This is a genomic window from Microbispora triticiradicis (assembly GCF_005864065.1).
GTDB classification, from domain to species: domain Bacteria; phylum Actinomycetota; class Actinomycetes; order Streptosporangiales; family Streptosporangiaceae; genus Microbispora; species Microbispora triticiradicis.
In genome coordinates this window covers 449,153-471,002 of record NZ_VANP01000002.1, presented here as the reverse complement: position 1 = coordinate 471,002, position 21,850 = coordinate 449,153, and the positions used below count along the sequence as shown (strand labels likewise).

The following is a 21,850-nucleotide window of genomic DNA, read 5'->3' as shown; positions in this document are numbered from 1 at the left end:
CATGAAGACCGGCAACTGGTCCACCCGCCACGACGAGGGCCACGCCCTGCGCATGGCGATCGGCGACCTCGCGCGTGCCGCCGCCGCTCCGGAGTGGACACGGCTCGTCGCACGACATGCCGAGGTCGGCTCGCACGCCGTGACCACCCTGCTCCGCGACGGCCGGGAGATCTCCGCAGAGGGCATGCGGGAGCCGTTCCGGCGGCTGCGTGAGCTGTCCTATCAAGCCGACACCGGCACCTGGTTCACCTGCGAGCTGGCGTTCGAGCCCGGCAGCAGGCGATACACCTGCCGGGCCGGCTCCGCGGAGCCGCCGTTCGTGGACGTGCCCGCGGCGGCGGCGCTGGCGGAGCTGACCACGTTCTTCCGCGAGACTCCGCCCGGCTGGCTGCTCGCCGCGCTGCCGACCGCCCCGCCCCTCCCGCTCCCCTTCGGCCACGGCGAACGGTACGAGGGTTGGAGCCGCCACGACTTCGGTGACCGCCGCCCGCGGCGGCCGCTGCCGATCAGCGGAGAGGTGACCTACGTGCCGGACAGGGCCATGACCGCCCGTGCCATGGCCTACGACCGGGAGCGCGGCAGTCATCTGGTCTATCTCACGGAGCGGGACGGCGATCCGGAATCCGGGTTCCTCATGGTGACGAGTTCCCGGGACACCTGGTACGTCGGCCGCGAGGGCATGCGCGGGGCCGGCGAGGGCGTGCGGGCCGTCACGCTGGACGGCTCCACGCTCCGGCTGGAGCTGACCCCGGAGGCCGCCGACCTGCTGGAGACCGAGCAGGTGTTCGAGATCCGCCTCGAACTGCCGCCGGAGTCGGCCGCCGAGTTGCGCGCCGTCCTCCCCCGCATGCTGCGGCCCGTCGCCGGGGCACCTGACCTGTCCGGCTTCTGAACCACTCGCTCCCGCCCGGCGGCTCAGCCGCCGGAGGTGGAGTCCTCCGCGCCGGCGCCGGGGATCGTCATGTCGTCGGGATCGTCGAGCCAGTTGTGCGGCAGCGACACCTTGGACCTCTCGCCGCTCTTGCCGCGCGGGCCGTCTGCCTCGTCCGGCCAGGGCTGGGCGGAGTCGAGCTCGGCGACCCGCTCGGCCATCTCGGACAGTCCGGCGACCGAGGTGAGGGCACGCCGGGTCTCGGCGCCGACGACGAAGCCCTTGAGATACCAGCCGACGTGCTTGCGGAAGTCGGCCAGGCCGTGCCGCTCGCTGCCGATGACCTCGCACAACAGCTCGGCGTGGCGCAGCATCATCGCGCCGACCTCGCCCAGGGCGGGCCGGGTCCGCTCGGACGACCCCTCGAAGGCCAGGTCGAGGTCGCGGAAGAGCCAGGGCCGGCCCAGGCAGCCCCGGCCGATCACCACGCCGTCGCAGCCGGTCTCGGCGACCATCCGCAACGCGTCGTCGGCGCTCCAGATGTCGCCGTTGCCGAGCACCGGAATCTCCGGCACCGCGTCCTTCAGCCGCTTGATCGCGTCCCAGTGCGCGGTGCCGCCGTAGTGCTGGCGGGCCGTGCGGGCGTGCAGGGCGACGGCGGCGAGGCCCTCCTCAACCGCGATCCGGCCCGCCTCCACGTACGTCAGATGGTCCTCGTCGATGCCCATCCGCATCTTCATGGTCACCGGCAGCGGCCCGGCGCCGGCCACCGCCTCCCGCAGGATGGCGCGCAGCAGGTTCCGCTTGTACGGCAGTGCGGAGCCGCCGCCCCTGCGGGTGACCTTGGGCACCGGGCAGCCGAAGTTCAGGTCGATGTGATCGGCCAGATCCTCCTCGGCGATCATGCGCGCGGCCTTGCCGATGATCGCGGGATCGACGCCGTAGAGCTGGATGCTGCGGGGCGACTCGTGCGGGCCGAACCGGATCATCTGGAACGTCAGCGGCACCCGCTCGACCAGCGCCCGCGAGGTGATCATCTCGGACACGAACAGGCCGCCGCCCTGCTCCCGGCACAGGGTGCGGAAACCGATGTTCGTGATGCCCGCCATGGGTGCGAGCACCACGGGAGGCCAGACCTCGAGTGCGCCGATTCTCACCCATACATTCTCCCCGCCGCCGGCCGTGGGCCGTACAAGATCGTGGACGGGGGGCTTTTGTCCCGGTTAATCTGACCTGGACCAATCGTGGGGAGGTCGTCATGCTGCTGCGCCTGAGAATCGCCCTGCCGGACCGGCCGGGCTCGCTCGGCCAGGTGACCGGGGCCCTCGGAACCGCGGGCGCCGACATCACCCAGGTGACCGTTCTCGATCGGGGCGACGGGCGCGCTCTCGACGACTTCACCGTCTACTGGCCGGACGCCGCGCCCCGGGACGACCTCGTACGCGCCCTCGACGACGTCGAGGGGGTTCGGATCGAGGGGGTCTGGAGCACGCGGGAGGCCCCGGGCACCTACCCGGAGCTGGAGATCCTCAAGTTTCTCAGCACCGCGGGCGACCGCGCGCTGGCCACGCTGATCGACTCCATGCCGGTCCTGTTCAGCGCCGACTGGGCCGCCGCGGCGACGGAGGGGGACCCGCGCGTCACCGTCTACTCGAGCTGGCGGGCGCCGGAGGAGGTGCCCTTCCCCGAGGAGACGCCGTCGCGGCCGGCGGCCTCGACGCTGCCGTCCGGCCTGCACGTGGTCGTCGCGCCGCTGCCTCCGCTGGCGCTCACGCTGATGCTCGCCAGGGCCGAGGGACCGGCCTTCCACCGCAACGAGGTGCACCGGTTCACCCGGATCCTGGAGATCTTCCTGACCCTCCCCGCGATCGAGCGCGGAGCCGACCGCGCGTTCCGCAGACCGGCGGCACGGCCGTTCTGAGTACGCACACGAGCGGAAAACCCGGTACAGTAGCGACGTCGCCGTAAGGCGGACGCGGAAGTGGCTCAGTGGTAGAGCATCACCTTGCCAAGGTGAGGGTCGCGGGTTCGAATCCCGTCTTCCGCTCCGAGGGGCCGCACATCCGGGCCTCACTCTGGTGGAGTGGCCGAGAGGCGAGGCAACGGCCTGCAAAGCCGTCTACACGGGTTCAAATCCCGTCTCCACCTCTGGTTCCGACCTGACCCACCCGGACTCTGATCCTATCCAGACAGTCCGGGCCGGGTTCTTCTCAACGCACGGCGCCGGGCGCACACTGAAAGAGACACGACAGGCGATTTCGGTGGAGTAGCCGTGCACGGTGACATGCCCGAAGCGATGCCCATGCTGTCTCGTGGCAAGCATCGCAATCCCAGCAAGGGCGCCTGCTTCATGGAGTTCGCGTCCTACCTCGCCGGTGAACGGTGGAGCGACCACCCGTCGTGCACGCATCCGCTGCTCGCCGGGCTCGCCCGCCTCGTCAACGACCACACCTCGGACGCCGCCCGGCCGCGGCTGGCCGGGCTGATCCCGTCCGTCATCGGCCTGACGGGCGACGATCCGCGCCTCGACGCGCGGATCGCCCTGTGCGCCGCCACGGCCGCGCTGCCCGTCGTCGCGCACGAGCGCCAGCTCGCGATGGCCGTCTCGATCTTCTCGGCCGAGCACGTGCTCGCCGAGGTGGAGGGCCGGTCGCCCCGCGACCTGGACCCGCGCAGCAGGGAGGCCCTGGCGCAGGTGCCGGAGGCCGCCCGCTGGGCCCGCGACTTCGGGCGCGGGGTCCGCGTCTCGCCCAAGGGCTTCCGCAGGTACGCCGCGCCGAACACGGTGCAGCTCGCGGTCCGGGGCATCGCGCAGGCGTGCGTGCCCGACCCCGACACGCTGCTGCGCGACCTGCTGGCCGGCGCGGTCGAGGACTGCTGGGCACTGCTGCGCGGCGGCGCCGAGCCGGCCGGGCCGGTCACCGTGCCGGCGGTCGACCCGGGCCGGTGGGCGGACGCCTGCCGCCTCACCGGCCTGTCCGCCTGACCGGCGGGGCCGTCCGCCTGACCGGCGAAACTCCGGCGACCCGGCTCGATCGGCCCGGCGGGCCGGTCCTGCCGATCTGCCCCGCTGACCGGCTCAGGCCGGGGCGGGGTCGTTCGCGGTCCGCTTCGACGACGACCGCCGCGACGCCATGACCGGCCGGATCAGGAGGGCCTGGGCGAGCACGAACACGCAGAAGATCCCGAGCACCCAGCCCCAGCTCACGTCGGTCAGGTGGTGCATGCCCCGATAGAGCCGGGACAGGCCGACCGTCAGGGCGGCCCCCGCGCCGAGCAGCCACCACAGCGCCTTGAGGATCGTGTGCCGGTGCGTGTGCAGGGTCAGCACGAGGGCGACCCCGCAGTAGAACGCCACCGCCGCGCTGGTGTGACCGGACGGATAGCTGGACGTCGGCGGCGCGGGATCGAGGTGCTGCACGTGCGGGCGGGCCCGCTGCGCGAACACGGTGGCGAGCAGGAAGATCGCCGACTGCGCGCAGACGGCCGCCACCAGGAAGGCCGCCTCCCGCCAGCGCCCGTAGGCGAGCCGGAAGAGGACGACCATGATCCCCGTGATCACGATGATCACCGGGGTGTCGGACAGCATCGAGCCGTAATGGGTGACCGTGTTCCAGAACGGCGTGCGCTCCTGGGCGATCTCACGACTGATCGCCTCGTCCTGGGCGATGAGCGACGAGTGCTCCAGGACCCGGGTCAACAACAGTCCCAGCCCGAGGGTGACAAGAGCCATGAGCGTCAGCGGAAGCAGGATGCGCCGCGCCACCACGGCCACCGTCGAGGACGACGGCGTATGAGCGGCGGGGCGGCGTTCACGAACGGTGACCAACTCGTCCTCCTTGGGGGGCTACTTCACTCTTCGTCTCCGGCCCGACGCCTTCCCGCAGCGGCTGGGCGGGGCGGCGTCCGACCTCTCTTCGCCAGGTCTCGAAAGCGGCGCAGGTCGCCGCGACCACGGCCACACCGACCACCAGCCCGGCCACGACGTCGCTGAACCAGTGGACGCCGAGCGCGATCCGGCTGAAACCGACCAGCAGCGGGATCAGCACCGCGAGCGTCCACGCGATCACGCGCCCGCGTTGCCGTACGAGCGGCAGGACGAGCAGCAGCAGGATCCCGGCCCCGAGCGTGGCGTTGACCGTGTGCCCCGAGGGGAACGACGCGCCGGGGGCGATGGCGACGGGGTCGGGCAGGTGCGGCCTGGCCCGCGCGACCACGATCTTCAGCGCGAGGCCGAGCAGCCCGCCGACCGTGATCGTGGTGCCCGCCCACAGGGCCAGGTGGTAGGCGCGGCGCCAGACCAGCCACGCGACCGCGGCGCCCACGGCGATCCGCCAGGTCCACGGCTGGAAGACGTCGCTGACCAGCCGCATGAACTGGGCGAAAGCCGGGTTCGTGTACGCGTACGCGTGCAGGTTGTGCGCCGCGCCCTCGTCGATGCGGGTGAGCGGGCCGAAGGAGGTCTTCACGAAGACGAGCAGCACCGTGAACGGCACGCCGATCAGCGCCAGTGCCGCGACCGCCACCGTGAGCCGCAGGCCCAGCCTGCTCTGGGGGTCGAACCGCCTGCGCAACCAGTTCATCGGCCGCTCCCCACCGGCTGCCGCTCACGCGCCTGGACCGGGGCGGCGGTGCCGGGGTCGGGTGCGGCCGGCTCGCCGCAGCCCGCCCGGCAGGCCTCCAGTTGCGCGCTGAAGGCGAGGCCGAGGAAGAGGGCCATCGAGCTCAGGAACGACCAGAGCAGCAGTGCCATGACCGCGGTGAGCGGGCCGTACGTCGCGCCGAAGGTGCCGCTGCTCGCGGTGTAGAGGGCCAGCAGCCAGGTGAAGAGGGTCCACAGCAGAACCGCGACGGTCGCGCCGACCGCCAGCCAGGTGTGGCCGGGCTGCTTGCGCCGGGGCGAGGAGCCGAAGAGAACCGAGATCGACAGGACGGCCAGCAGGAAGCCGATCGGCCAGCGCAGCCAGCCCCACAGGCGCTGCGTCGTGTCGCTCCAGTGGTACACCTGCGCCGCCGCGTCGCCGACGGCCCCGCCGCCGACCAGGATGACGAACCCGACGCTCATGAAGACACCGGCCGTGACCGCCATCAGCAGCGCCCGGCCGTACTTGGCCTTGAAGGGCCGGTCGCGCTCCATGCCGTAGATGCGGTTCGCCCCGCGCTCGAACTGGCCCATGGCCGTGGTCAACGCCACCAACGCGGTCAGCAGACCGAACCACAGCGCGAGCTTCCCCCCGGCGCCCGAGGCGTGGTGGCTCTGGTCGAGCGTCTCCCGGATCACCTGCGAGCCGGCACCGGGGGTCAGCCTCCGCAGGGTGAGCTCAAGCAATCGTCCAAGCCGTTCCTGGTGGACCACCGAGCTCAGCCCCACGATCGCGATGGCGCCGGGGATGATCGCAAGGCAGACCTGGAACGCCAGCGCGCGGGCGCTGCTCGTGCCGTCGCCGTACCTGAACCGCACGAACGAGTCCCGGATCAGGTGCCAGCCGCCATACCGCCGTAACGTGACGTAGGCGTCGTCGGCCGACAACTCCTCGCCGCTCATGCTCCGGGTCTCCGGTACCGGGGTCGCGGTTCCCATGTGAGTCCTCACGTCGTCAGGGGGTGGGGACCACCGGGGGCCGGGTCGCGGGCCGGCCTCCGGCGGTCCCCGCAGGCCCACCGACTACCCCGATCACGGCGCTCGGAACATCATCCGCCGCGGCGGGCGTACCTTCACAGAACGGCGCAGCCCACCCGGACGGCGACCCGGGGCGACCAGCGCCCGGAGATCACGTCCTGCGCCTGGGCGTACGCGTTGGCCGGCCGGCCGGCCGCGGCGCAGTCGAACACACCGGTCTTCTTGCCGAAGCTGCCGCCGGCGTAGCCGCTGTGGGCGCTCGCGTTCACCGTGCCGCTCCAGTAGAGCCTGCCGGTGTTGTACCGGATGTAGAGGCGCACCTGGCCGAGGTTGTAGTGGTCGCCGTTGATCTTCAGGCGCGGGATGTCGTCGACGGAGGTGCTGGTGGAGGTGCCGTCGCCGTTGTCCACCGGCGGCACGGTGTAGCGGCTGATCCAGAGCCGCGCCGACACCTTGCGGTCGGCGGCCCTGCTGTTGTCGGCGGCGGCCTGCGACCGGACGGCCGGGGTGACGCAGACGTCGTCGCCGCTGAAGGCCTCGCGCCAGACGTAACCGGTCGTGCAGGTGTGCGGGCCGAACGCGCCGGAGGTCCAGCGGGAGGCCTTCGCGGCGTTGTCGGCCCGGGTCTGCGTCCGGGTCGCCGACGTGACGCAGACGACGTCGCCGGTGCGGGCCTCGCGCCAGACGTAGCCCTGGATGCAGGTGTCCGGGCCGAAGTCGCCGGTCGCGGCGGCCGGGCCGGCCATGAGCGTGACGGGGGCGGTGACGGCCAGACCGGCGATCGTGGCGGCGGCCAGACCGAGCAGGGTGCGCTTCATGACGATCTCCTGAGGTATCCGGGTGCGGGTGCTGTTCGGATCTCCCGGTCCGGCCGTCGCCGCCGGGAGGGTGCAACTCAGTGATAGGCGGGCCCGCCTGCACGTCTCTTGACACCCGCTTGCCGCAAGCCACCGCAAGTGGCCCGCAAGCGCCCCCGGAAGTGTCCCGGGAGCGCCCCCTGAAGTGCTCAGTAGGACTGGATCTCCAGCAGGTTGCCGTCGGGGTCGCGGAGGTGGGCGGTGCGGCAGGTCGGCCCCCACTCGGGCCTGGCGACCGGCGGCGCCACGACCCGGCCTCCGGCGGCGGCCGCGACGGCGGCGGCCCTGTCGACGTCGTCCACCGTGAGGACCAGCATCGTCCCGTCGCGCCCACCGCCGCTCTCGCCGCCGCCCTCGCCCTCGGAAGCGGAGCCGAGCGCGATGCCGGTTACCCGCGCCAGCATCTCCCGGTCGAGCAGGGCCAGCACCGCCTCCCCGTCCCGGTCCCAGTTGGCGTACGGCCCCGCCTCGTCGCCCTTGACGAGGCTCGCGCCCGCCACCGCGGTGAGCATGCCGTCGTAGAAGCGGAAGCACTCGGCGAACCGGGAGGCGAGCACACGGGGGTAGAGAGCGTCCACGGCGAATCCCTTGGGTAGTACCAACTATTGGAGGCGCCCTATCCTGCTCTCGTGAGCGAGGTGCCGCAACTTCCCCCCTCCCTGCTCGGGATAACCGCGTTCCTGCTGTCGAAGGTGGGCGTCGCCGGGCGTCGCCGCATGGGCGACCGGCTGCGCGGGCACGGCATCGGCCTGTGGGACCTGGCCGTGCTGGCGGCGCTCCGCGACTTCGGCCCCGCGTCGCAGCGCGAGCTCGGCGCCCGGCTGGGCATCGACCCCAGCGACCTCGTCGCGGTCATGGACACGCTCGTCCCGCTCGGCCTCGTGGAGCGTGACCGCGACCCGGAGGACCGGCGGCGCTACCGGGTCGCGGTCAGCCGCGCGGGCCGGGCCACGCTGGAGGCAGCCCTGCGCGACGCCGGGGCCGTGCGCGACGACCTGCTGGCCGCGCTGGACGAGGAGGAGCGGGCGACCCTGCACGCGCTGCTCCGCAAGGCGTACGGCGGCCTGGACCCGCGGGCCCGGGACTGACCGGGCACGGGACCAAACGGGCACACGACCGATCGGGCATACGACCAGCCGGGCACGGGACCGACCGGGCCGGACGGCCGTCAGGAGCCGGTGAGCCAGACGTATCCGGCGAAGCGGCCGGTGACCCGCTCCCGGCGGTAGGAGTAGAGATCGGCCGTCTCGATCGTGCACCGGGCGTCGTGCCGCACGTCGGCCACCCCCGCGCGGGTGAGCTGGGCCGCGATCCCGGCCCGGATGTCGAGCGCGGGCGTCCCCCGCCGGGTCCGCGACCACGTCTCGGGCACCCGGGCGGCCACCCGCTCGCGCAGGTCCTCCGGCACCTCGTAGCACAGCCCGCAGGCCGAGGGCCCGATCACCGCGATCATCCGCGCCGGCTCGGCGCCGCCGGCCGCCATCGCCTCGACCAGGGCGGGCACCACCCCCGCCTCGGTGCCCGGCCGTCCCGAGTGCGCGCCGCCCACCAGGCCGGCCACCGGGTCGGCCAGGAGCACGGGCGCGCAGTCGGCGACCAGCACCGCCAGCCCGAGCCCGGGCCGGTCGGTGAAGACCCCGTCCAGGGCGGGCGGGTCCGCCCCGAACGGCGCGCCCGCGTAGGCGACGTCCGTCCCGTGGACCTGGCGCATGAACACCACCTGGTCCAGCCCGAACCCGGCGGCGGTCTTCGCGCGGTTCTCGGCGACCGCCGCCGGGTCGTCCCCCACCGCCCCGCCGAGGTTGCGCGTGCCGTACGGCCCGGTGCTCACGCCGCCGTGCCGGTCGGTGAAGGCCATCTTGACCCGGTCGATCGCAATCACGGCTTCAGCGTACGGCCGGCGCCCGCTCCGGGGGGACGCGCCGGTAGGGATCTTGGAACGTGGCAGTACGTTTGCGGCCGACGGAAGGAGCCGGGATTGCGCGCGGTTGTGTACGAGGAGTTCGGCGGGCGGCCCGAGGTGCGCCGGGTGGCGGACCCGGTCGCGCCGCCGCACGGCGTGGTGATCAGGGTCGAGGCGACCGGGATGTGCCGCAGCGACTGGCACGGGTGGATGGGACATGACGCGGACATCACCGTGCTGCCGCACGTGCCGGGCCACGAGCTGGCAGGCGTGGTGGAGGCGGCGGGCCCGGAGGTGACCGGCTGGCGGCCGGGCGACCGGGTGATGGTGCCGTTCATCTGCGCCTGCGGGAGCTGCCGCGAGTGCCTGAGCGGGAACCAGCAGGTGTGCGAGCGCCAGACCCAGCCCGGTTTCACCCACTGGGGATCGTTCGCCGAACTGGTTGCGATCGACCACGCCGACGTGAACCTCGTCCCGTTGCCCGCGGGCATGTCCTTCGCCACCGCGGCGAGCCTGGGCTGCCGGTTCGCCACCGCGTTCCGGGCCGTCGTGGAGCAGGGCGGGGTGCGGGCCGACCAGTGGCTCGCCGTGCACGGCTGCGGCGGGGTCGGGCTCTCCGCCGTGATGATCGGCGCCGCCGTGGGGGCGCGCGTCGTCGCCGTGGACGTCTCGCCTGCCGCGCTCGACCTGGCCCGGCGGTTCGGCGCGGCCGAGTGCGTCCAGCTCCGCGGCGGCTCCACCCCGGAGGAGTCGGCGGCCCTGGTCAGGGCGGCGACCGGCGGCGGGGCCGAGGTCTCCGTCGACGCCCTGGGCGACGCCGCTACGTGCGCCGCGTCGATCGCGGGCCTGCGCCGGAGGGGCCGCCACGTGCAGGTGGGCCTGCTGCCCGGGGAGACCGCGCTGCCGATGGGCCGGGTGATCGCGCACGAGCTGGAGATCGTGGGCAGCCACGGCATGGCCGCCCACGCCTATCCCCCGATGCTGGAGCTGATCGCTGAGGGCGTGCTCCGGCCCGACCTGCTCGTGACCCGGACGATCGGCCTGGAGGACGCCCCGGAGGTGCTGACCCGGCCCGGGACGTCCGCCGGTGTGACGGTGATCCTCCCGCAGCCCGCCAGGGCGACCTGGTGTCCTGAGTCGTGAATTCCATGACTGTCCGGGTGCATGGCTCGATGTGCGGGGCGCCCGGCGGCTCAACGTCGCCGGGCGGTGGCGCTCGGGGTGGTCGGGCACAGCGGGAACCGCGGCGTGTCCGGCAGGTAGCGATCCCAGTCCAGTTCCACCGGGCCGGCGCAGATGTCGTCGATCACGCGGGGCACGTCAGGGTCCAACCGCCACAGCGCGCCTTTCTGGATGCTGATGAGGAGCAGTTCGCCGGTCTCGGGAAGGAACCGGGGGTTGGTGAGGCCCAGGCCTTCGACGCGGAGGGACATGACTTCCGCTCCCGAGGCGAGATCCCACATACGGATCGAGGCGTCGTCCACCACGGCGGCCATCCGGCCCTGCGGGTCGAAGGCGACCCTGGCGGGAAACTTCACGCCGCCGGCTTCGACCACCGTACGCGGAGAGCTCGGGTCGGTGGCCTTCAGCAGGGTCAGGTTGCCCGACGTTCTGCCGAGCACGGCCACCGTGCCGGCGGGACCGGCGATCGGGTACACCACGTCCGGAGTGCGCATCAGGGTCGCGATCCGCACACCGTCGAGTCTCCACAGCTCGGTGGCGTACGCCCCGCTGTCGCGTCGGGTCAGCACCCCCTCCGAACCGTCCGGAACCACCGACGCGTCCTCCACATCGCCGGCCGAGAGCCGGCGGACCGCTCCTCCGGCGACTTGCCACACCACGGCTGTACGGTCCGTTCCCATGGCCATCACCATGCTGCCGTCCCGGGTGATGCCTCTCACCATCGGGAGGCCGGCGGGAAGGGCGATCTCGCGTGGATGGTCCAGGTCCGAGACGTCCCACAGGTGGGACGTGAAGGCCGTCCCGTTCCAGGTGACCACGTGGCTCCCGTCGGCGCTGGTGGCGTAGTAGAAGAAGCCGCTGGGCAGCACACCGGCGGGCCGCCAGCCGGTGCCGTCCCGACGCCAGAGCCGATAGCCAGGGGGGGCCGCGGACTCGTCGGCCCGTATGGTGACGGCGATCCGGCCCGGCGAGTCGATGTAACCCTCACCGAGGATGCTCGCCCCCGTCGCGGCATCGGCGAGGATCAGCGCTGCACGGGTCTCGGGCGTCGGGCTGATCCGGTAGGCGGCCAGGGCGAGCGCCGCCGCATCGCGCGGCCTGGTGAGCAGGAGGGTACGGGCGGCATCCGCGGCGCGCAGTCCTATGGCGTCGTTCCTCTGGCGGTCGGCTTCGCGTTTCGCCGTAACGCCCAGGCCGACGGCTCCCGCCAGCAGGACGACCAGCGCGGAAAGGGCCGCGATGAGCATCCTCAGCCGGCGTTGCCGCCGGCGGAGCTCGGTCGCGCGGAGCACCTGCGCCGTCAGACCGGCGTCGAGGAAGTCGTGTTCGATCGGGTTGAGCCGGTCGCGCAGGCGGTGGACCAGGGCCAGGTGCTCCCCACGCCACAGGAGGTCGGGGTCGCGTCCATGCCCCTGCCAGGCCGCGGCCGCCTCGATGACCCGGTGGTGCGACCGGAGAATGTCCCGGTCCTCGGCGATCCAGGCGGCCAGCCGCGGCCACGCGCGCAGCAGCGCCTCGTGGACCAGCTCGGCGCCGTGGTCGTCGAGGCTGACCAGCCGAGCCGCGGCGAACCGCTCGAGCGGGCCGTGCGGTTCCGCCAGCTCGTCACGCCGGATCCTCCGTTTGGTGTCCTCGGTGCCGTCGCCGGGAGTGACCAGGCGCAGGAACATCAGCCGGGCGGCGTCCCGTTCCTCGCCCGCGAGCTGCTGGAAGGTCTGCTCGGCGGTGCGTGCCAGGGCGTGCTCCACGCCACCGACGTCCTCGTACCCGGCCAGGGTCAGCGTCATCCCGCGGCGACGCCGCCACGTCTCGGCGAGCGCGTGCGATACCAGCGGCAACGCCGACGGCTGCCCGGTGACATCGGACATCAGCCGGGCGAGCAGGGCGCCCTCCACGGAGGCACCCGCTCGCGCCGCCGGCTCGGTGACGGCGCGGCGCAGGTCGTCGGCCGACATCGGGCCGACCAGCAGCTGAGCGCGGTAGAGGGCGGCGACCAGCTCGGGGTGGCGGCTGCAGTGGCCGTAGAAGTCGGCGCGCACGCCCAGCACCACCCTGCTGCGTGGAGAGGCCGCGGCCGTCAGCGCCCGCACCAACCACGACCGGTCGTCGTCGGCGCAGAGAGTGAACACCTCCTCGAACTGGTCGACGATGAGGAGCAGCTCGCCCGGCACCTCGGACAGCCGGCGGCGCAGGGCGTGCGGGTCGGCGGCGAGTTGCTCGCGCAGGGGGGCCAGCGGCTCGTCGACGAGCCCGGCCACGACCGTCGACACCTCCGTCACGGGGTCGTGTCCGGGGGTGAGGACCAGGGCGGTGCGCTTGGACTTGGCGACCAGCCCGGCGCGCAGCAGCGACGACTTGCCGGCGCCGGACGCGCCGAAGACGCCCACGAACGGCCGCTCGTCGACCAGGCGCACCAGGGCCTCGGTCAGCGCCTCCCGGCCGAAGAACCGGTCGGCGTCCTCGACCTGGTAGGCCGCCAGCCCGACGTACGGCGACGGCGCCTGCTCGTCCACCGTGGCGTCGGACGCGGCCAGGTCCCGCCACCGGTCCCGCCACGCGTCGACGTCGCCGTCGCAGGCCGCGACGAAGGCCAGCGTCACCGCGAGGCTGGGCAGCCTCCGCCCGGCCACGGCCTCCGACAGCGCGGCCGCCGAATAGCGGGCCCGCCTACCCAGCTCGCGGTACGGCGGCTGCCCGGCCTGCTGCCGTAATCGCCGCAGGTCGCCGGCGAACCGGAGCAACGGCGTGTCCTCAGCGCCCAGCGGGCGTTCCTGACGTGGCATCGCCACCCTTTCCCACCCCGATATCGCCCTCGGCATTCTTCACCGCAGCCGGCGAGACCTCGAAATCTCACCTTCCGTGAACACGCGAGCACCAGAGCCGATGTTCGTTGTTCGTGGTTAGTTGTTCAGGCGCCGAGGGCGAACCTGAACACCCCGTCCGACCCTAGTGTCGGGCACGTCCCGTTCCCGCCGAACGGCCATGCCGCCGGGGCCGGGCCTCCTCATCGACAAGTCACCGAAAGTCGCGTCAGTAAGCGCGGCGGGCGATTCCCGGATAACTTCCACGGCTCGTGGCCGGGTTCGCCGTCCGGTCATCTAGGAAAGGGAACTTCTTTGTCGTTATCACGGCTTGGTCGCTTGGCGTCTGCGGTGGTCGCGGCGGGTCTCGTGGTTCTGACGGCGGGGCCGGCGCACGCCGACTTCGCCACCACCGGCACCGAGCCCGCCTACCCCTACGCCCAGCCGGTGGACGCGAACGTCCCGAAGCGAGGCTGCGCCACGACACTGTCCGACCCCACCAACGCCAGTGCGAGCATCCCAGCGGTTCAGGTGATCTACGCCTGGCACGAGGGGTACGGGAACCGCTACAACGACGTCGTCGAGCAGATCGCCAAGATCGTCGACCGGATGGACTGGTCGGTGGACGAGTCGACCGACTACGACCAGCACATCAACTTCAGCTGCCGGACCGGTTACAACACCAGCACCTACTCCGGCTACGCCCAGGCCCTGGTGATCCCGGAGAAGATCGAGGGCGGGACGATCGGCAGTGAGATCGCCGCCGACGTCGTCGCCGACGACCTGGCGGCGGCGGGCTACGACAACGCCAACCGCCGGTACGTGGTCTTCGAAGACTTCAGCGAGGGTACGGCGCAGGGGCACTGCGGCCAGGTCTGCCTGGCCACCGCGGACGAATGGGACAGCGGCACCATACTGCACGAACTGGTCCACCTGTCCGACGCGGATCACGCCAAGGCCACTGAGGTGCCCGAGACCGTCGACGTCTCCGACGTCATGTCCAGCCAGTGGGACAACTGGAATCTGGACCAGGAGTTCAACAGCTACTACGACCCCAGCGAGCTCACCGCGAGGTTCCCCAACTACGGCCTCGCGGTGAACGTGGCCACCACCCCGTGGTTCACCTCGCCCGTCTGCTGCGACGTTGGCTACAGCAACGACCTGCTCACCGCCGAGGAACGCGGGATCGAGTCCGTGGCGCCGTCCGGCTACCCGGCGAGCTTCACCCTCTCCGGCGGCGGCTGGATGCAGGTCACCCCACCGGGGTCGGACGCCCAGGTGTCGGCCAGGTACTTCGACGGCCGCCGGTCCCTGACCATGAACGTCCAGTCGTGGTCTGAGGGGGTCCTGTCGCTCAGCCGCAAGCCGGCGGTGACGGCGGGACAGCGGTACAAGTTCTTCGCCCGGGTGACGACCGCCACCTCCGGCAACGTCAAACTCCGGCTGTCCTGGTACAACTCCTCCAACACGCTGATCTCCAACAGCGACAGCTCGACCTACGCCCTCAACTCCGACTGGCAGGAGTACAGCGTCTCGGCGGTCGCTCCGAGCGGCGCGGCCACCGCGCGACTCTCCGTGGTGAGCCCGTCCGGCCAGACCTTCGCCTACGTGCTGGACAGCCTGCAGCTCAACCACTGCAACAACGGCAAGACCACCGACGGATGCCGGCTGGACGGCCTCCTGCCCTACACCTACTAGACGGCGGTCAGACCAGACCGGCGTAGAGAGCCTGGGTCCGCTCGGCGATGCGGGCCCAGGAGAAGTGCTCGACCGCGCGCACGCGACCGGCCTCGCCCATCGAGGTCGCGCGGCCGGGATCGCCGAGCAGCGCGTTCACCCGTTCGGCCAGTGCCGCGGCGAACGCCTCGGGGTCGCGCGGCTCGCCGTCCCGCCCCTGGTCGATCGGGACGAGCAGGCCCGTCTCGCCGTCGGCGACGACCTCGGGGATGCCGCCCGTCGCGGTCGCCACGACGGCGGTCTCGCACGCCATCGCCTCCAGGTTCACGATGCCCATCGGCTCGTACACCGAGGGGCAGACGAACACGGCCGCGTGGGTCAGGATCTCGATCACCTCGGGCCGGGGCAGCATCTCGGAGATCCAGACCACGCCCTTGCGGGAGGCCGACAGCTCGCGGACCAGCCCGGTGACCTCCTCGGCGATCTCCGGCGTGTCCGGCGCGCCCGCGCACAGCACGATCTGCGCGTCGGGGGCGAACGACCGGGCCGCGTGGAGCAGGTGGACCAGGCCCTTCTGCCGGGTGATCCGGCCGACGAAGACGACGTACGGCACGGCCGGGTCGATGCCGTGCCGCAGCAGGGCCCCGGTGCCGCGCGAGGGCGCGTACTCCTCGGTGTCGATGCCGTTGTGGATCACCTGTACGCGGTCCGCGGGGACGTCCGGGTAGGCCGTCAGCACGTCGCGGCGCATGCCCTCGGAGACCGCGATGATCGCGTCGGCGGCGTGCAGCGCGGTCCGCTCCGCCCACGACGACAGCGTGTAGCCGCCACCGAGCTGCTCGGCCTTCCACGGGCGCAGCGGCTCCAAGCTGTGCGTGGTGACCACGTGCGGCACGCCGTACAGCATCTTCGCGACGTGACCCGCGAAGTTGGCGTACCAGGTGTGGCTGTGCACGACGTCGGCGCCCTCGCAGCCGGCCGCCATCTCGACGTCCACGCCTAGCACCTGGAGGGCGGCGTTGGCGCCGGTCAGGCCGCCGGGCACCTCGTACGCCCGGACGCCCGGCTCCTCGCGCGGCGCGCCGAAACACCGCACCCGGACGTCGGCCAGCCGGCGAAGCTCCCGCGCGAGGTACTCGACATGGACTCCGGCGCCGCCGTACACCTCGGGCGGATACTCACGGCTCAGCAGATCGACACGCATACGAGGAGCTTAGGCCGGGCACCGCCGGGCACGGCGCCCGGGAGGTCATGCGATGCCCGGCCTCGACCGAAATGTTCACTATTTGCCGGTGCGCATGGTGTTTGTTGGGCGTTCGGCGGGTTAAGGTCCTGCCTATGAAGGTCCTGGCGATCGTGCTGGCGGGTGGTGAGGGGAAGCGGCTCATGCCGCTTACCGCGGACAGGGCCAAGCCCGCCGTGCCCTTCGCCGGGATGTACCGCCTCATCGACTTTGTGCTGTCGAACCTGGCGAACGCCCACTATCTGCAGATAGTGGTGCTCACCCAGTACAAGAACCACAGCCTCGACCGGCACGTCTCCCGCACCTGGCGGCTCTCGTCGATGCTCGGCAACTACGTCACGCCGGTCCCCGCGCAGCAGCGGCTCGGGCCGCACTGGTTCTCCGGGTCGGCCGACGCGCTGTTCCAGAACCTCAACCTGATCTACGACGAACTGCCGGACCACGTGATCGTCTTCGGCGCGGACCACATCTACCGCATGGACCCGCGCCAGATGGTCGAGCAGCACATCGACTCGGGCGCGGACGTGACCGTGGCCGCGATCCGCCAGCCCATCGAACTGGCCGACCAGTTCGGGGTCATCGAGGCCGACGCCTCGGGCCGCCGGATCGCGGCGTTCCGCGAGAAGCCGAAGGACGCGGTGGGCCTGCCCGACGCGCCCGACCAGATCTTCGCCTCGATGGGCAACTACGTCTTCAGGACCCAGGCGCTGATCGAGGCGCTGCGCGAGGACGCGCTCGACCCCGGCAGCAAGCACGACCTCGGCGGCAACATCATTCCGATGTTCGTGAAGAGCGGCGGCGCCGAGGTGTACGACTTCGCGCACAACAAGGTGCCCGGGTCCACCGAGCGCGACCGCGGCTACTGGCGTGACGTGGGGACGCTCGACGCCTACTACGAGGCCAGCATGGACCTCGTCTCGGTCCAGCCGGTCTTCAACCTCTACAACGACCGGTGGCCGATCTACTCGGGCCACGACCCGCTGCCCCCGGCCAAGTTCGTGCACAACGAGGGCGACCGGGTGGGGCACGCCCTGGACTCGCTGGTGTCGCCCGGCGTCATCGTCTCGGGTGGCACGGCGCTGCGCTCGATCCTCTCCCCCGGCGTGGTCCTGCACTCCCACTCGCACGTCGAGGACTCGGTGCTGATGGGCTGCGTCAAGGTCGGCAGGGGCGCGATCGTCCGCAAGGCCATCATCGACAAGAACGTCGTCATCCCCGACGGCGCGCGCATCGGGTTCGACCCCGAGTACGACCGCCAGCGCTTCACGGTGACGCGCGAGGGCGTGGTGGTCATCGGCAAGAACGAGATCGTCGACCGCTGACGCGCGGGCCGGCCGGAGCCCGGCCGGGTCTGTTCAGCGGCCGTTGATGCGCCACATGGGCTCGACGACGGTCCACTGGGCCTCCCACGCCCGGCGGGCCCGCCTCTGGTTGACCATGCGGGTGCAGGTCACCAGCAGCGCGAGGAAGGCCGCGGCGGCCAGCGGCACGCCCGTGCCGACGGTCATCGCGGCGACCACCGTGGTCTCCCTGTCCTGCGGCCGGGGGGTGATCACGCCGGTGGCGTCGGTCCAGATGCGCACGGTCTCGCCGGCCCGCCTGCTCGGCGAGACCTCGATCACTCCGGACCTGGGCGTGCCGTCGGGAGCCTGCCACGCGGCCTGGGCGTGCCCCACCGCCGCTCCGGCCACCGACAGCCGGGGCGTCGCCACGTCGCCGCTCAGCGTGGCCACCACCTGGTATCGGTCGTGCGCCTGCCGGGCCTCGGTCTTCAGCCCGTCGCCGTACTCGCGCATGCCCAGCAGCACGCCGAACACGACCGCGGCCACGACGCCCAGCACCGCGGCAAGCCGGACCACCGCTTCGACCCGGTCGCACCGGCGTCGGAGCGGATTCCTGTCGAGGCCCAGCCATCGGGCGAACCTGGCGAATGGATTCTGCGACATCTCACACCTCACAGGGTCATTACCACTGCGAGTCCCGTTTATGCCTATTTTGCATCCCAAGAGAATCCAGGGGAACGCCCCTCCCGATATGCCTGGAGACCTTCGGCCAATTCGCCGCTCTCCCGGGCCTCCCGCTGCCAGGCGAGCACCTCGGCCTCGTCCGCCAGGCCGTCGACGACCCGCTTGGCCGCCGCCAGCGTCAGCCGGGACCGGGCCGCCATGGTGGCCGCCAGGCCGTACACGCGCTCGCGCAGCAGCCCGCCGGACGGGCAGACCTCGTCCACGAGGCCGGTACGCAACGCCTGGTCCGCGCCGATGAGCTCGGCGGAGAAGAGCAGCAGCTTCGCGGTGGCGGGTCCGGCGATCTCGGCCAGCCGCCGGGTGGAGCTGAACGGGTAGACGACCCCGAACCTGGCGGGGGTGACGCCGAAACGGGCCTCGGCAGAGGCGAAGCGCAGATCGCAGGCGAGCGCGAGCTGGCATCCGCCGCCGACGCAGTAGCCCTCGATCATCGCGATGACGGGTTTCGGAAAGGCTCTCAACGCGCGTTCCGCGAGGATGGTCAGGCCAGTGTCATCACCGTTATCTCCAAGCTCATTGATTTCCGAAATATCGGCACCGGAGCAGAAAGTTTTGCCTGCCCCGGTAAGGATGAGGACCCGGACTTTCGGATCCGCCGCCAGGTCCGCCAGGATGGCCGGCAGGGCCCGCCACATCGCGGCGCTCATGGCGTTGCGCTTCTCCGGCCGGTTGATCGTCAGGGTGGCCACATGCTCGTCGAGACCGAGTTCGTACCCGTCGGTAGCGTCCACTCCTCGATTGTGCGGGTCGCCCCCTTCCGCCTGCCATCGGGGTCCGCCCCCTGATGGCATAATCACCGCGCGACGGGACGACCCCGTACACGCGATCTCAGGGAGTATGGGTGTTCGGGATCCTCCGGCCGTGTGCCCGGCACTCCTGCCCGTCGGTCCACGAGGCGTGGCGCGCGCACCTGTGCGGCCTGTGCCTGACGCTGAGGGACCGCCATGGGCAGTTGGCCCGGACTGCCACCAACTACGACGGTCTCGTCCTGTCCGTCCTGACCGAGGCGCAGACGGGCGTACGCCCCGGGGCGAGCCGGCGGACCGCCGGGCCCTGCGCGCTGCGCGGCTTCCGACCGGCGGAGGTGGTGCCGTCGGCCGACCGGGGCGCCCGCCTGGCCGCGGTGGTCTCCCTGGCCCTCGCCGCGGAGAAGATCCGCGACCACGCGGCCGACGGGGACGGGATCGCCGGCCGGCGTGTGCGCGGCGCCCCGCTGCGCGCCGCCGCCGCCTCCTGGACCTCGGCCGCGCGGCGCGGCGGGGAGGCGATCGGCTTCGACACCGCCGTCCTGACCGAGGTCGCCGGGCGCCAGGCGCTGCTGGAGGCGTCCGCCGGACGTACGCTGCTCGGCCTCACCGAGCCCACCGAGACCGCCGCGGCGGCGGCCTTCGCGCACACGGCCGTCCTCGCGGGGCGGCCGGGCAACGCCGAGAGCCTGCGCGAGGCCGGCCGTCTCTTCGGCCGCCTCGCGCACGTGCTCGACGCGGTGGAGGACCTCGCCGAGGACCGGGCGCGCGGGGCGTTCAACCCCCTCGACGCGACCGGCACCTCGCCGGACGAGGCGCGGCGGGTGTGCGAGGAGGCGTTGCACGGGCTGCGCCTCGCCGTGGCCGACCTCGACCTGGAGGAGCGCCATCTCGTCGAGGCGCTGCTGTGCGGCGAGACCCGCCGCGCCGTCACCCGTACCTTCGGGGCTTCCCCGAAGGCGGCCGCGCGCCGGCACGGTCCCGCCCGCCCGCACCACCTCGCGGCGCCCGCCGCGCGGCACACGGAGTCGCCGGGCATCACGTGTACGGCGGTGGCCGGGGCGACGACCTTCGTCACGTGCGGGCTCTACCGGCCGCCGTGGAGCCCCTACCGGCAGGCGCCGTGGACCGACCGCTGCTTCTGCGACGGCTGTGACTGCCCCGACTGCTCGGGATGCTGCGATTGCTGCTCGGGCGACGGGTGCTGCGGCGACGGGTGCTCCTGCGGGGACGGCTGCTGCTGCGACTGCGGAGCCTGACACCACCGGCGTCAGGAGCGGCCTCGCGGGGCGTGGCAGCCCTTCGGCGATCACGTACGGGATAGGGTCGGCGCATGGGAAGATCACGGCCTTTCCACCGGTTCACCCCGGCCGAGCGGCGGCTGTGGCAGGCCTATCCCACCGGAGCCTGGGTCGACCTGCGCGAGGGCCGCGACGTGGACGCGGGCTCGGGCGGCTCCTGGGGCCGCTCCCGGATCGTCCGGGCCGAGGTGATCACCGCTCTGCTGCTGAGCAGGCGGGACGACGGCTCCGCCTGGGTGCCGGGCGTCCGCCTCGCCGGCGCCCGGATCGTCGGCGACCTCAACCTGTCCGACGCGACGGTCGAGGCGAAGATCCACCTGCTGGACTGCCACATCGCGGGAACCGTCTCGCTGAACGACGCGAAGACCCGGGGCGTACGGCTGCGGCACTGTGACATCTACCGTTTCCGGGCGAGCCGGGCCACCGTCGACGGGCTGCTCGACCTCGACCGGTCGGCCGTCCACGCGGGGGTGCGCCTGGACAACGCCCGGATCACCGGGCAGCTCCGGCTCTCCGGCCTGCGTCTGGGCACGCCCGGCGCCGCGCCGTACCGGGGCGGGCAGCCGGGAACCTCGCCGCCCGAGTCGTCCCGCTGGAACGGACCGGAGGGTTCGGAGGAGCCGCGGGTGTGGGAGTCGGTCGCGCTGTGGGCCGGTGGGCTCGCCGTCGAGGGCGGGGCCTTCCTGCGCGACCTGCGCGCCACGGGCGGGCTGCGGCTGATCGGCGCCCGCTTCGCCAGCGGCATCTACCTCGAAGGGGCCGCCGTCGCGGCGGACGCCACGCCCGCCGTGCACGCCGACCACCTGCAGGCCGCCGCGGCCGAGCTCGGGGCGGGCTTCACCTCCGACGGCACCGTACGGCTGCGCGGCGCGCGCATCGGCGGGGTCCTGTCCTTCCACGGCGCCGTCGTCCGGGCACCGGGCCGCGCGCTGCATCTGAGCCACCTGCAGGCCGACGAGCTGATCCTGCTGCCCACGTCGGTCGAGGGAGAGGTCAACCTCGGCTACTCCCGCTTCGGGGTGCTGTTCGACCGGCCGGAGAGCTATCCCGCCGGGGTCCGGCTGAACGGGCTGACGTACGAGTCGCTGCGTGGCCCGGCCACCCTGGCGGACCGGCTGACCTGGCTGCGGCGCGACCCGGGAGGCTACCGGCCGCAGCCGTACGAGCAGCTGGCCGCCTACTACCGCAGGATCGGGCACGAGTCCGACGCCCGCCGGGTGCTGCTGGCCCGGCAGCGGGCGCGGCGCCGGACGCTGCGGTTCCCCGGGCGGCTGTGGGGCCGGCTGCTCGACGGGCTGGTCGGGTACGGATACCGGCCCTGGCTGGCCGGTGTGTGGGCCGTGCTGCTCCTCGCGGCCGGCACGGCCGTGTTCGCGCGCTGGCAACCGCACCAGATCGGGCTGGACGAGTCACGGCACTTCAGCGCCTTCGTCTACACCCTCGACCTGCTGGTCCCGGTGAGCCTGTTCGAGCAGCGCGGCGCCTGGGAGCCGGTCGGCTGGACCCAGTGGCTGGCGTACGGGCTGATCGCGGCGGGATGGATCCTCGCCACCGCGCTGATCGCCGGCGGCACCCGGGTCCTGCGCGGCTCCCACGCCCCCTGACCCCGGCCCGGACGCTCG

At 72.5% G+C, this 21,850-nt stretch carries 20 protein-coding genes and 2 tRNA genes; 11 read left to right on the top strand and 11 right to left on the bottom strand.

Annotated features, from left to right (window positions below; translation table 11 throughout):
- Position 1: 1 nt before the first annotated feature.
- Complete coding sequence (locus FED44_RS07170) at positions 2-892, top strand: hypothetical protein (RefSeq protein WP_138460143.1); 891 nt, start codon at positions 2-4, stop codon at positions 890-892.
- Positions 893-915: 23 nt separating this feature from the next.
- Here FED44_RS07170 and dusB read toward each other — a convergent pair whose 3' ends face one another.
- A complete protein-coding gene (gene dusB / locus FED44_RS07165; RefSeq protein ID WP_244301768.1) occupies positions 916-2,028 on the bottom strand; it encodes a tRNA dihydrouridine synthase DusB in 1,113 nt (370 codons plus the stop codon).
- A gap of 101 nt (positions 2,029-2,129) precedes the next feature.
- Here dusB and FED44_RS07160 point away from each other — a divergent pair, with 101 nt between their 5' ends.
- The 4 genes from FED44_RS07160 to FED44_RS07145 all read left to right on the top strand — a co-directional run bounded on the left by FED44_RS07160 (position 2,130) and on the right by FED44_RS07145 (position 3,857).
- Positions 2,130-2,792: an ACT domain-containing protein gene (locus FED44_RS07160; RefSeq protein WP_111700252.1), complete on the top strand. Its 663-nt coding sequence runs from the start codon at positions 2,130-2,132 to the stop codon at positions 2,790-2,792.
- A 54-nt stretch (positions 2,793-2,846) separates the two neighbouring features.
- Positions 2,847-2,918, top strand: a tRNA-Gly gene (locus FED44_RS07155).
- A gap of 30 nt (positions 2,919-2,948) precedes the next feature.
- A tRNA-Cys gene (locus tag FED44_RS07150) sits at positions 2,949-3,019 on the top strand.
- 136 nt (positions 3,020-3,155) lie between these two features.
- Positions 3,156-3,857: a hypothetical protein gene (locus FED44_RS07145; protein ID WP_111700273.1), complete on the top strand. Its 702-nt coding sequence runs from the start codon at positions 3,156-3,158 to the stop codon at positions 3,855-3,857.
- Between the two features lie 93 nt (positions 3,858-3,950).
- On the opposite strand, the gene FED44_RS07140 is transcribed toward FED44_RS07145, so the two are convergent.
- The 5 genes from FED44_RS07140 to FED44_RS07120 form a co-directional block, all read right to left on the bottom strand.
- Complete coding sequence (locus tag FED44_RS07140) at positions 3,951-4,700, bottom strand: phosphatase PAP2 family protein (RefSeq protein WP_138460142.1); 750 nt, start codon at positions 4,698-4,700, stop codon at positions 3,951-3,953.
- Positions 4,684-5,454, bottom strand: a complete 771-nt coding sequence (locus FED44_RS07135; RefSeq protein ID WP_138460141.1) for a phosphatase PAP2 family protein — start codon at positions 5,452-5,454, stop codon at positions 4,684-4,686. The genes FED44_RS07140 and FED44_RS07135 overlap by 17 nt, the downstream gene beginning before the upstream one ends.
- Positions 5,451-6,452 carry a YihY/virulence factor BrkB family protein gene (locus tag FED44_RS07130; RefSeq protein ID WP_138460140.1) on the bottom strand — a complete coding sequence of 334 codons (1,002 nt, stop codon included), beginning with the start codon at positions 6,450-6,452 and terminating at the stop codon, positions 5,451-5,453. The genes FED44_RS07135 and FED44_RS07130 overlap by 4 nt, the downstream gene beginning before the upstream one ends.
- A 134-nt stretch (positions 6,453-6,586) precedes the next feature.
- Positions 6,587-7,309 (bottom strand): hypothetical protein, encoded by a 723-nt coding sequence (locus FED44_RS07125; RefSeq protein ID WP_138460139.1) that lies wholly within the window; start codon positions 7,307-7,309, stop codon positions 6,587-6,589.
- Between the two features lie 188 nt (positions 7,310-7,497).
- Positions 7,498-7,926 carry a VOC family protein gene (locus FED44_RS07120; protein WP_138460138.1) on the bottom strand — a complete coding sequence of 143 codons (429 nt, stop codon included), beginning with the start codon at positions 7,924-7,926 and terminating at the stop codon, positions 7,498-7,500.
- A gap of 51 nt (positions 7,927-7,977) precedes the next feature.
- On the opposite strand from FED44_RS07120, the gene FED44_RS07115 reads away from it, so the two are divergent.
- Positions 7,978-8,436, top strand: coding sequence for a MarR family winged helix-turn-helix transcriptional regulator (locus FED44_RS07115; protein WP_208758866.1), 459 nt, complete (start codon positions 7,978-7,980; stop codon positions 8,434-8,436).
- A gap of 80 nt (positions 8,437-8,516) precedes the next feature.
- Here FED44_RS07115 and pgeF read toward each other — a convergent pair whose 3' ends face one another.
- Positions 8,517-9,206, bottom strand: coding sequence for a peptidoglycan editing factor PgeF (gene pgeF, locus FED44_RS07110; RefSeq protein ID WP_111700276.1), 690 nt, complete (start codon positions 9,204-9,206; stop codon positions 8,517-8,519).
- Between the two features lie 120 nt (positions 9,207-9,326).
- Here pgeF and FED44_RS07105 point away from each other — a divergent pair, with 120 nt between their 5' ends.
- Complete coding sequence (locus FED44_RS07105; protein WP_138460137.1) at positions 9,327-10,394, top strand: zinc-dependent alcohol dehydrogenase family protein; 1,068 nt, start codon at positions 9,327-9,329, stop codon at positions 10,392-10,394.
- A 50-nt stretch (positions 10,395-10,444) separates the two neighbouring features.
- Here the strand turns inward: FED44_RS07105 and FED44_RS07100 are convergent, their stop codons facing one another.
- Positions 10,445-13,216 (bottom strand): nSTAND1 domain-containing NTPase, encoded by a 2,772-nt coding sequence (locus FED44_RS07100; protein ID WP_341868634.1) that lies wholly within the window; start codon positions 13,214-13,216, stop codon positions 10,445-10,447.
- Positions 13,217-13,573: 357 nt separating this feature from the next.
- On the opposite strand from FED44_RS07100, the gene FED44_RS07095 reads away from it, so the two are divergent.
- Positions 13,574-14,932, top strand: coding sequence for a hypothetical protein (locus FED44_RS07095; protein ID WP_138460135.1), 1,359 nt, complete (start codon positions 13,574-13,576; stop codon positions 14,930-14,932).
- Positions 14,933-14,939: 7 nt separating this feature from the next.
- Here FED44_RS07095 and glgA read toward each other — a convergent pair whose 3' ends face one another.
- Positions 14,940-16,115: a glycogen synthase gene (glgA, locus tag FED44_RS07090; RefSeq protein WP_111700261.1), complete on the bottom strand. Its 1,176-nt coding sequence runs from the start codon at positions 16,113-16,115 to the stop codon at positions 14,940-14,942.
- Positions 16,116-16,162: 47 nt separating this feature from the next.
- On the opposite strand from glgA, the gene glgC reads away from it, so the two are divergent.
- Complete coding sequence (gene glgC / locus FED44_RS07085) at positions 16,163-17,476, top strand: glucose-1-phosphate adenylyltransferase (RefSeq protein WP_310738008.1); 1,314 nt, start codon at positions 16,163-16,165, stop codon at positions 17,474-17,476.
- A gap of 33 nt (positions 17,477-17,509) precedes the next feature.
- Here the strand turns inward: glgC and FED44_RS07080 are convergent, their stop codons facing one another.
- Positions 17,510-18,100, bottom strand: a complete 591-nt coding sequence (locus FED44_RS07080; protein WP_138460134.1) for an Rv1733c family protein — start codon at positions 18,098-18,100, stop codon at positions 17,510-17,512.
- 44 nt (positions 18,101-18,144) lie between these two features.
- Positions 18,145-18,912: an enoyl-CoA hydratase/isomerase family protein gene (locus FED44_RS07075; RefSeq protein ID WP_244301767.1), complete on the bottom strand. Its 768-nt coding sequence runs from the start codon at positions 18,910-18,912 to the stop codon at positions 18,145-18,147.
- A 110-nt stretch (positions 18,913-19,022) separates the two neighbouring features.
- Between FED44_RS07075 and FED44_RS07070 the strand changes: the two genes are divergently transcribed.
- Positions 19,023-20,186 (top strand): DUF5685 family protein, encoded by a 1,164-nt coding sequence (locus FED44_RS07070; protein WP_138460133.1) that lies wholly within the window; start codon positions 19,023-19,025, stop codon positions 20,184-20,186.
- Positions 20,187-20,260: 74 nt separating this feature from the next.
- Positions 20,261-21,832 carry a hypothetical protein gene (locus FED44_RS07065; protein ID WP_138460132.1) on the top strand — a complete coding sequence of 524 codons (1,572 nt, stop codon included), beginning with the start codon at positions 20,261-20,263 and terminating at the stop codon, positions 21,830-21,832.
- Positions 21,833-21,850: the final 18 nt, after the last annotated feature.

Coding starts and splice junctions, on each gene's coding strand:
- FED44_RS07100 (WP_341868634.1), bottom strand. CDS start 13,216: ATGCCACGTCAGGAACGCCCGCTGGGCGCTGAGGACACGCCGTTGCTC.
- pgeF (WP_111700276.1), bottom strand. CDS start 9,206: ATGGCCTTCACCGACCGGCACGGCGGCGTGAGCACCGGGCCGTACGGC.
- FED44_RS07125 (WP_138460139.1), bottom strand. CDS start 7,309: ATGAAGCGCACCCTGCTCGGTCTGGCCGCCGCCACGATCGCCGGTCTG.
- FED44_RS07170 (WP_138460143.1), top strand. CDS start 2: ATGAAGACCGGCAACTGGTCCACCCGCCACGACGAGGGCCACGCCCTG.
- glgA (WP_111700261.1), bottom strand. CDS start 16,115: ATGCGTGTCGATCTGCTGAGCCGTGAGTATCCGCCCGAGGTGTACGGC.
- FED44_RS07145 (WP_111700273.1), top strand. CDS start 3,156: ATGCCCGAAGCGATGCCCATGCTGTCTCGTGGCAAGCATCGCAATCCC.
- glgC (WP_310738008.1), top strand. CDS start 16,163: ATGCGATGCCCGGCCTCGACCGAAATGTTCACTATTTGCCGGTGCGCA.
- FED44_RS07135 (WP_138460141.1), bottom strand. CDS start 5,454: ATGAACTGGTTGCGCAGGCGGTTCGACCCCCAGAGCAGGCTGGGCCTG.
- FED44_RS07065 (WP_138460132.1), top strand. CDS start 20,261: ATGGGAAGATCACGGCCTTTCCACCGGTTCACCCCGGCCGAGCGGCGG.
- FED44_RS07080 (WP_138460134.1), bottom strand. CDS start 18,100: ATGTCGCAGAATCCATTCGCCAGGTTCGCCCGATGGCTGGGCCTCGAC.
- FED44_RS07130 (WP_138460140.1), bottom strand. CDS start 6,452: ATGGGAACCGCGACCCCGGTACCGGAGACCCGGAGCATGAGCGGCGAG.
- FED44_RS07160 (WP_111700252.1), top strand. CDS start 2,130: ATGCTGCTGCGCCTGAGAATCGCCCTGCCGGACCGGCCGGGCTCGCTC.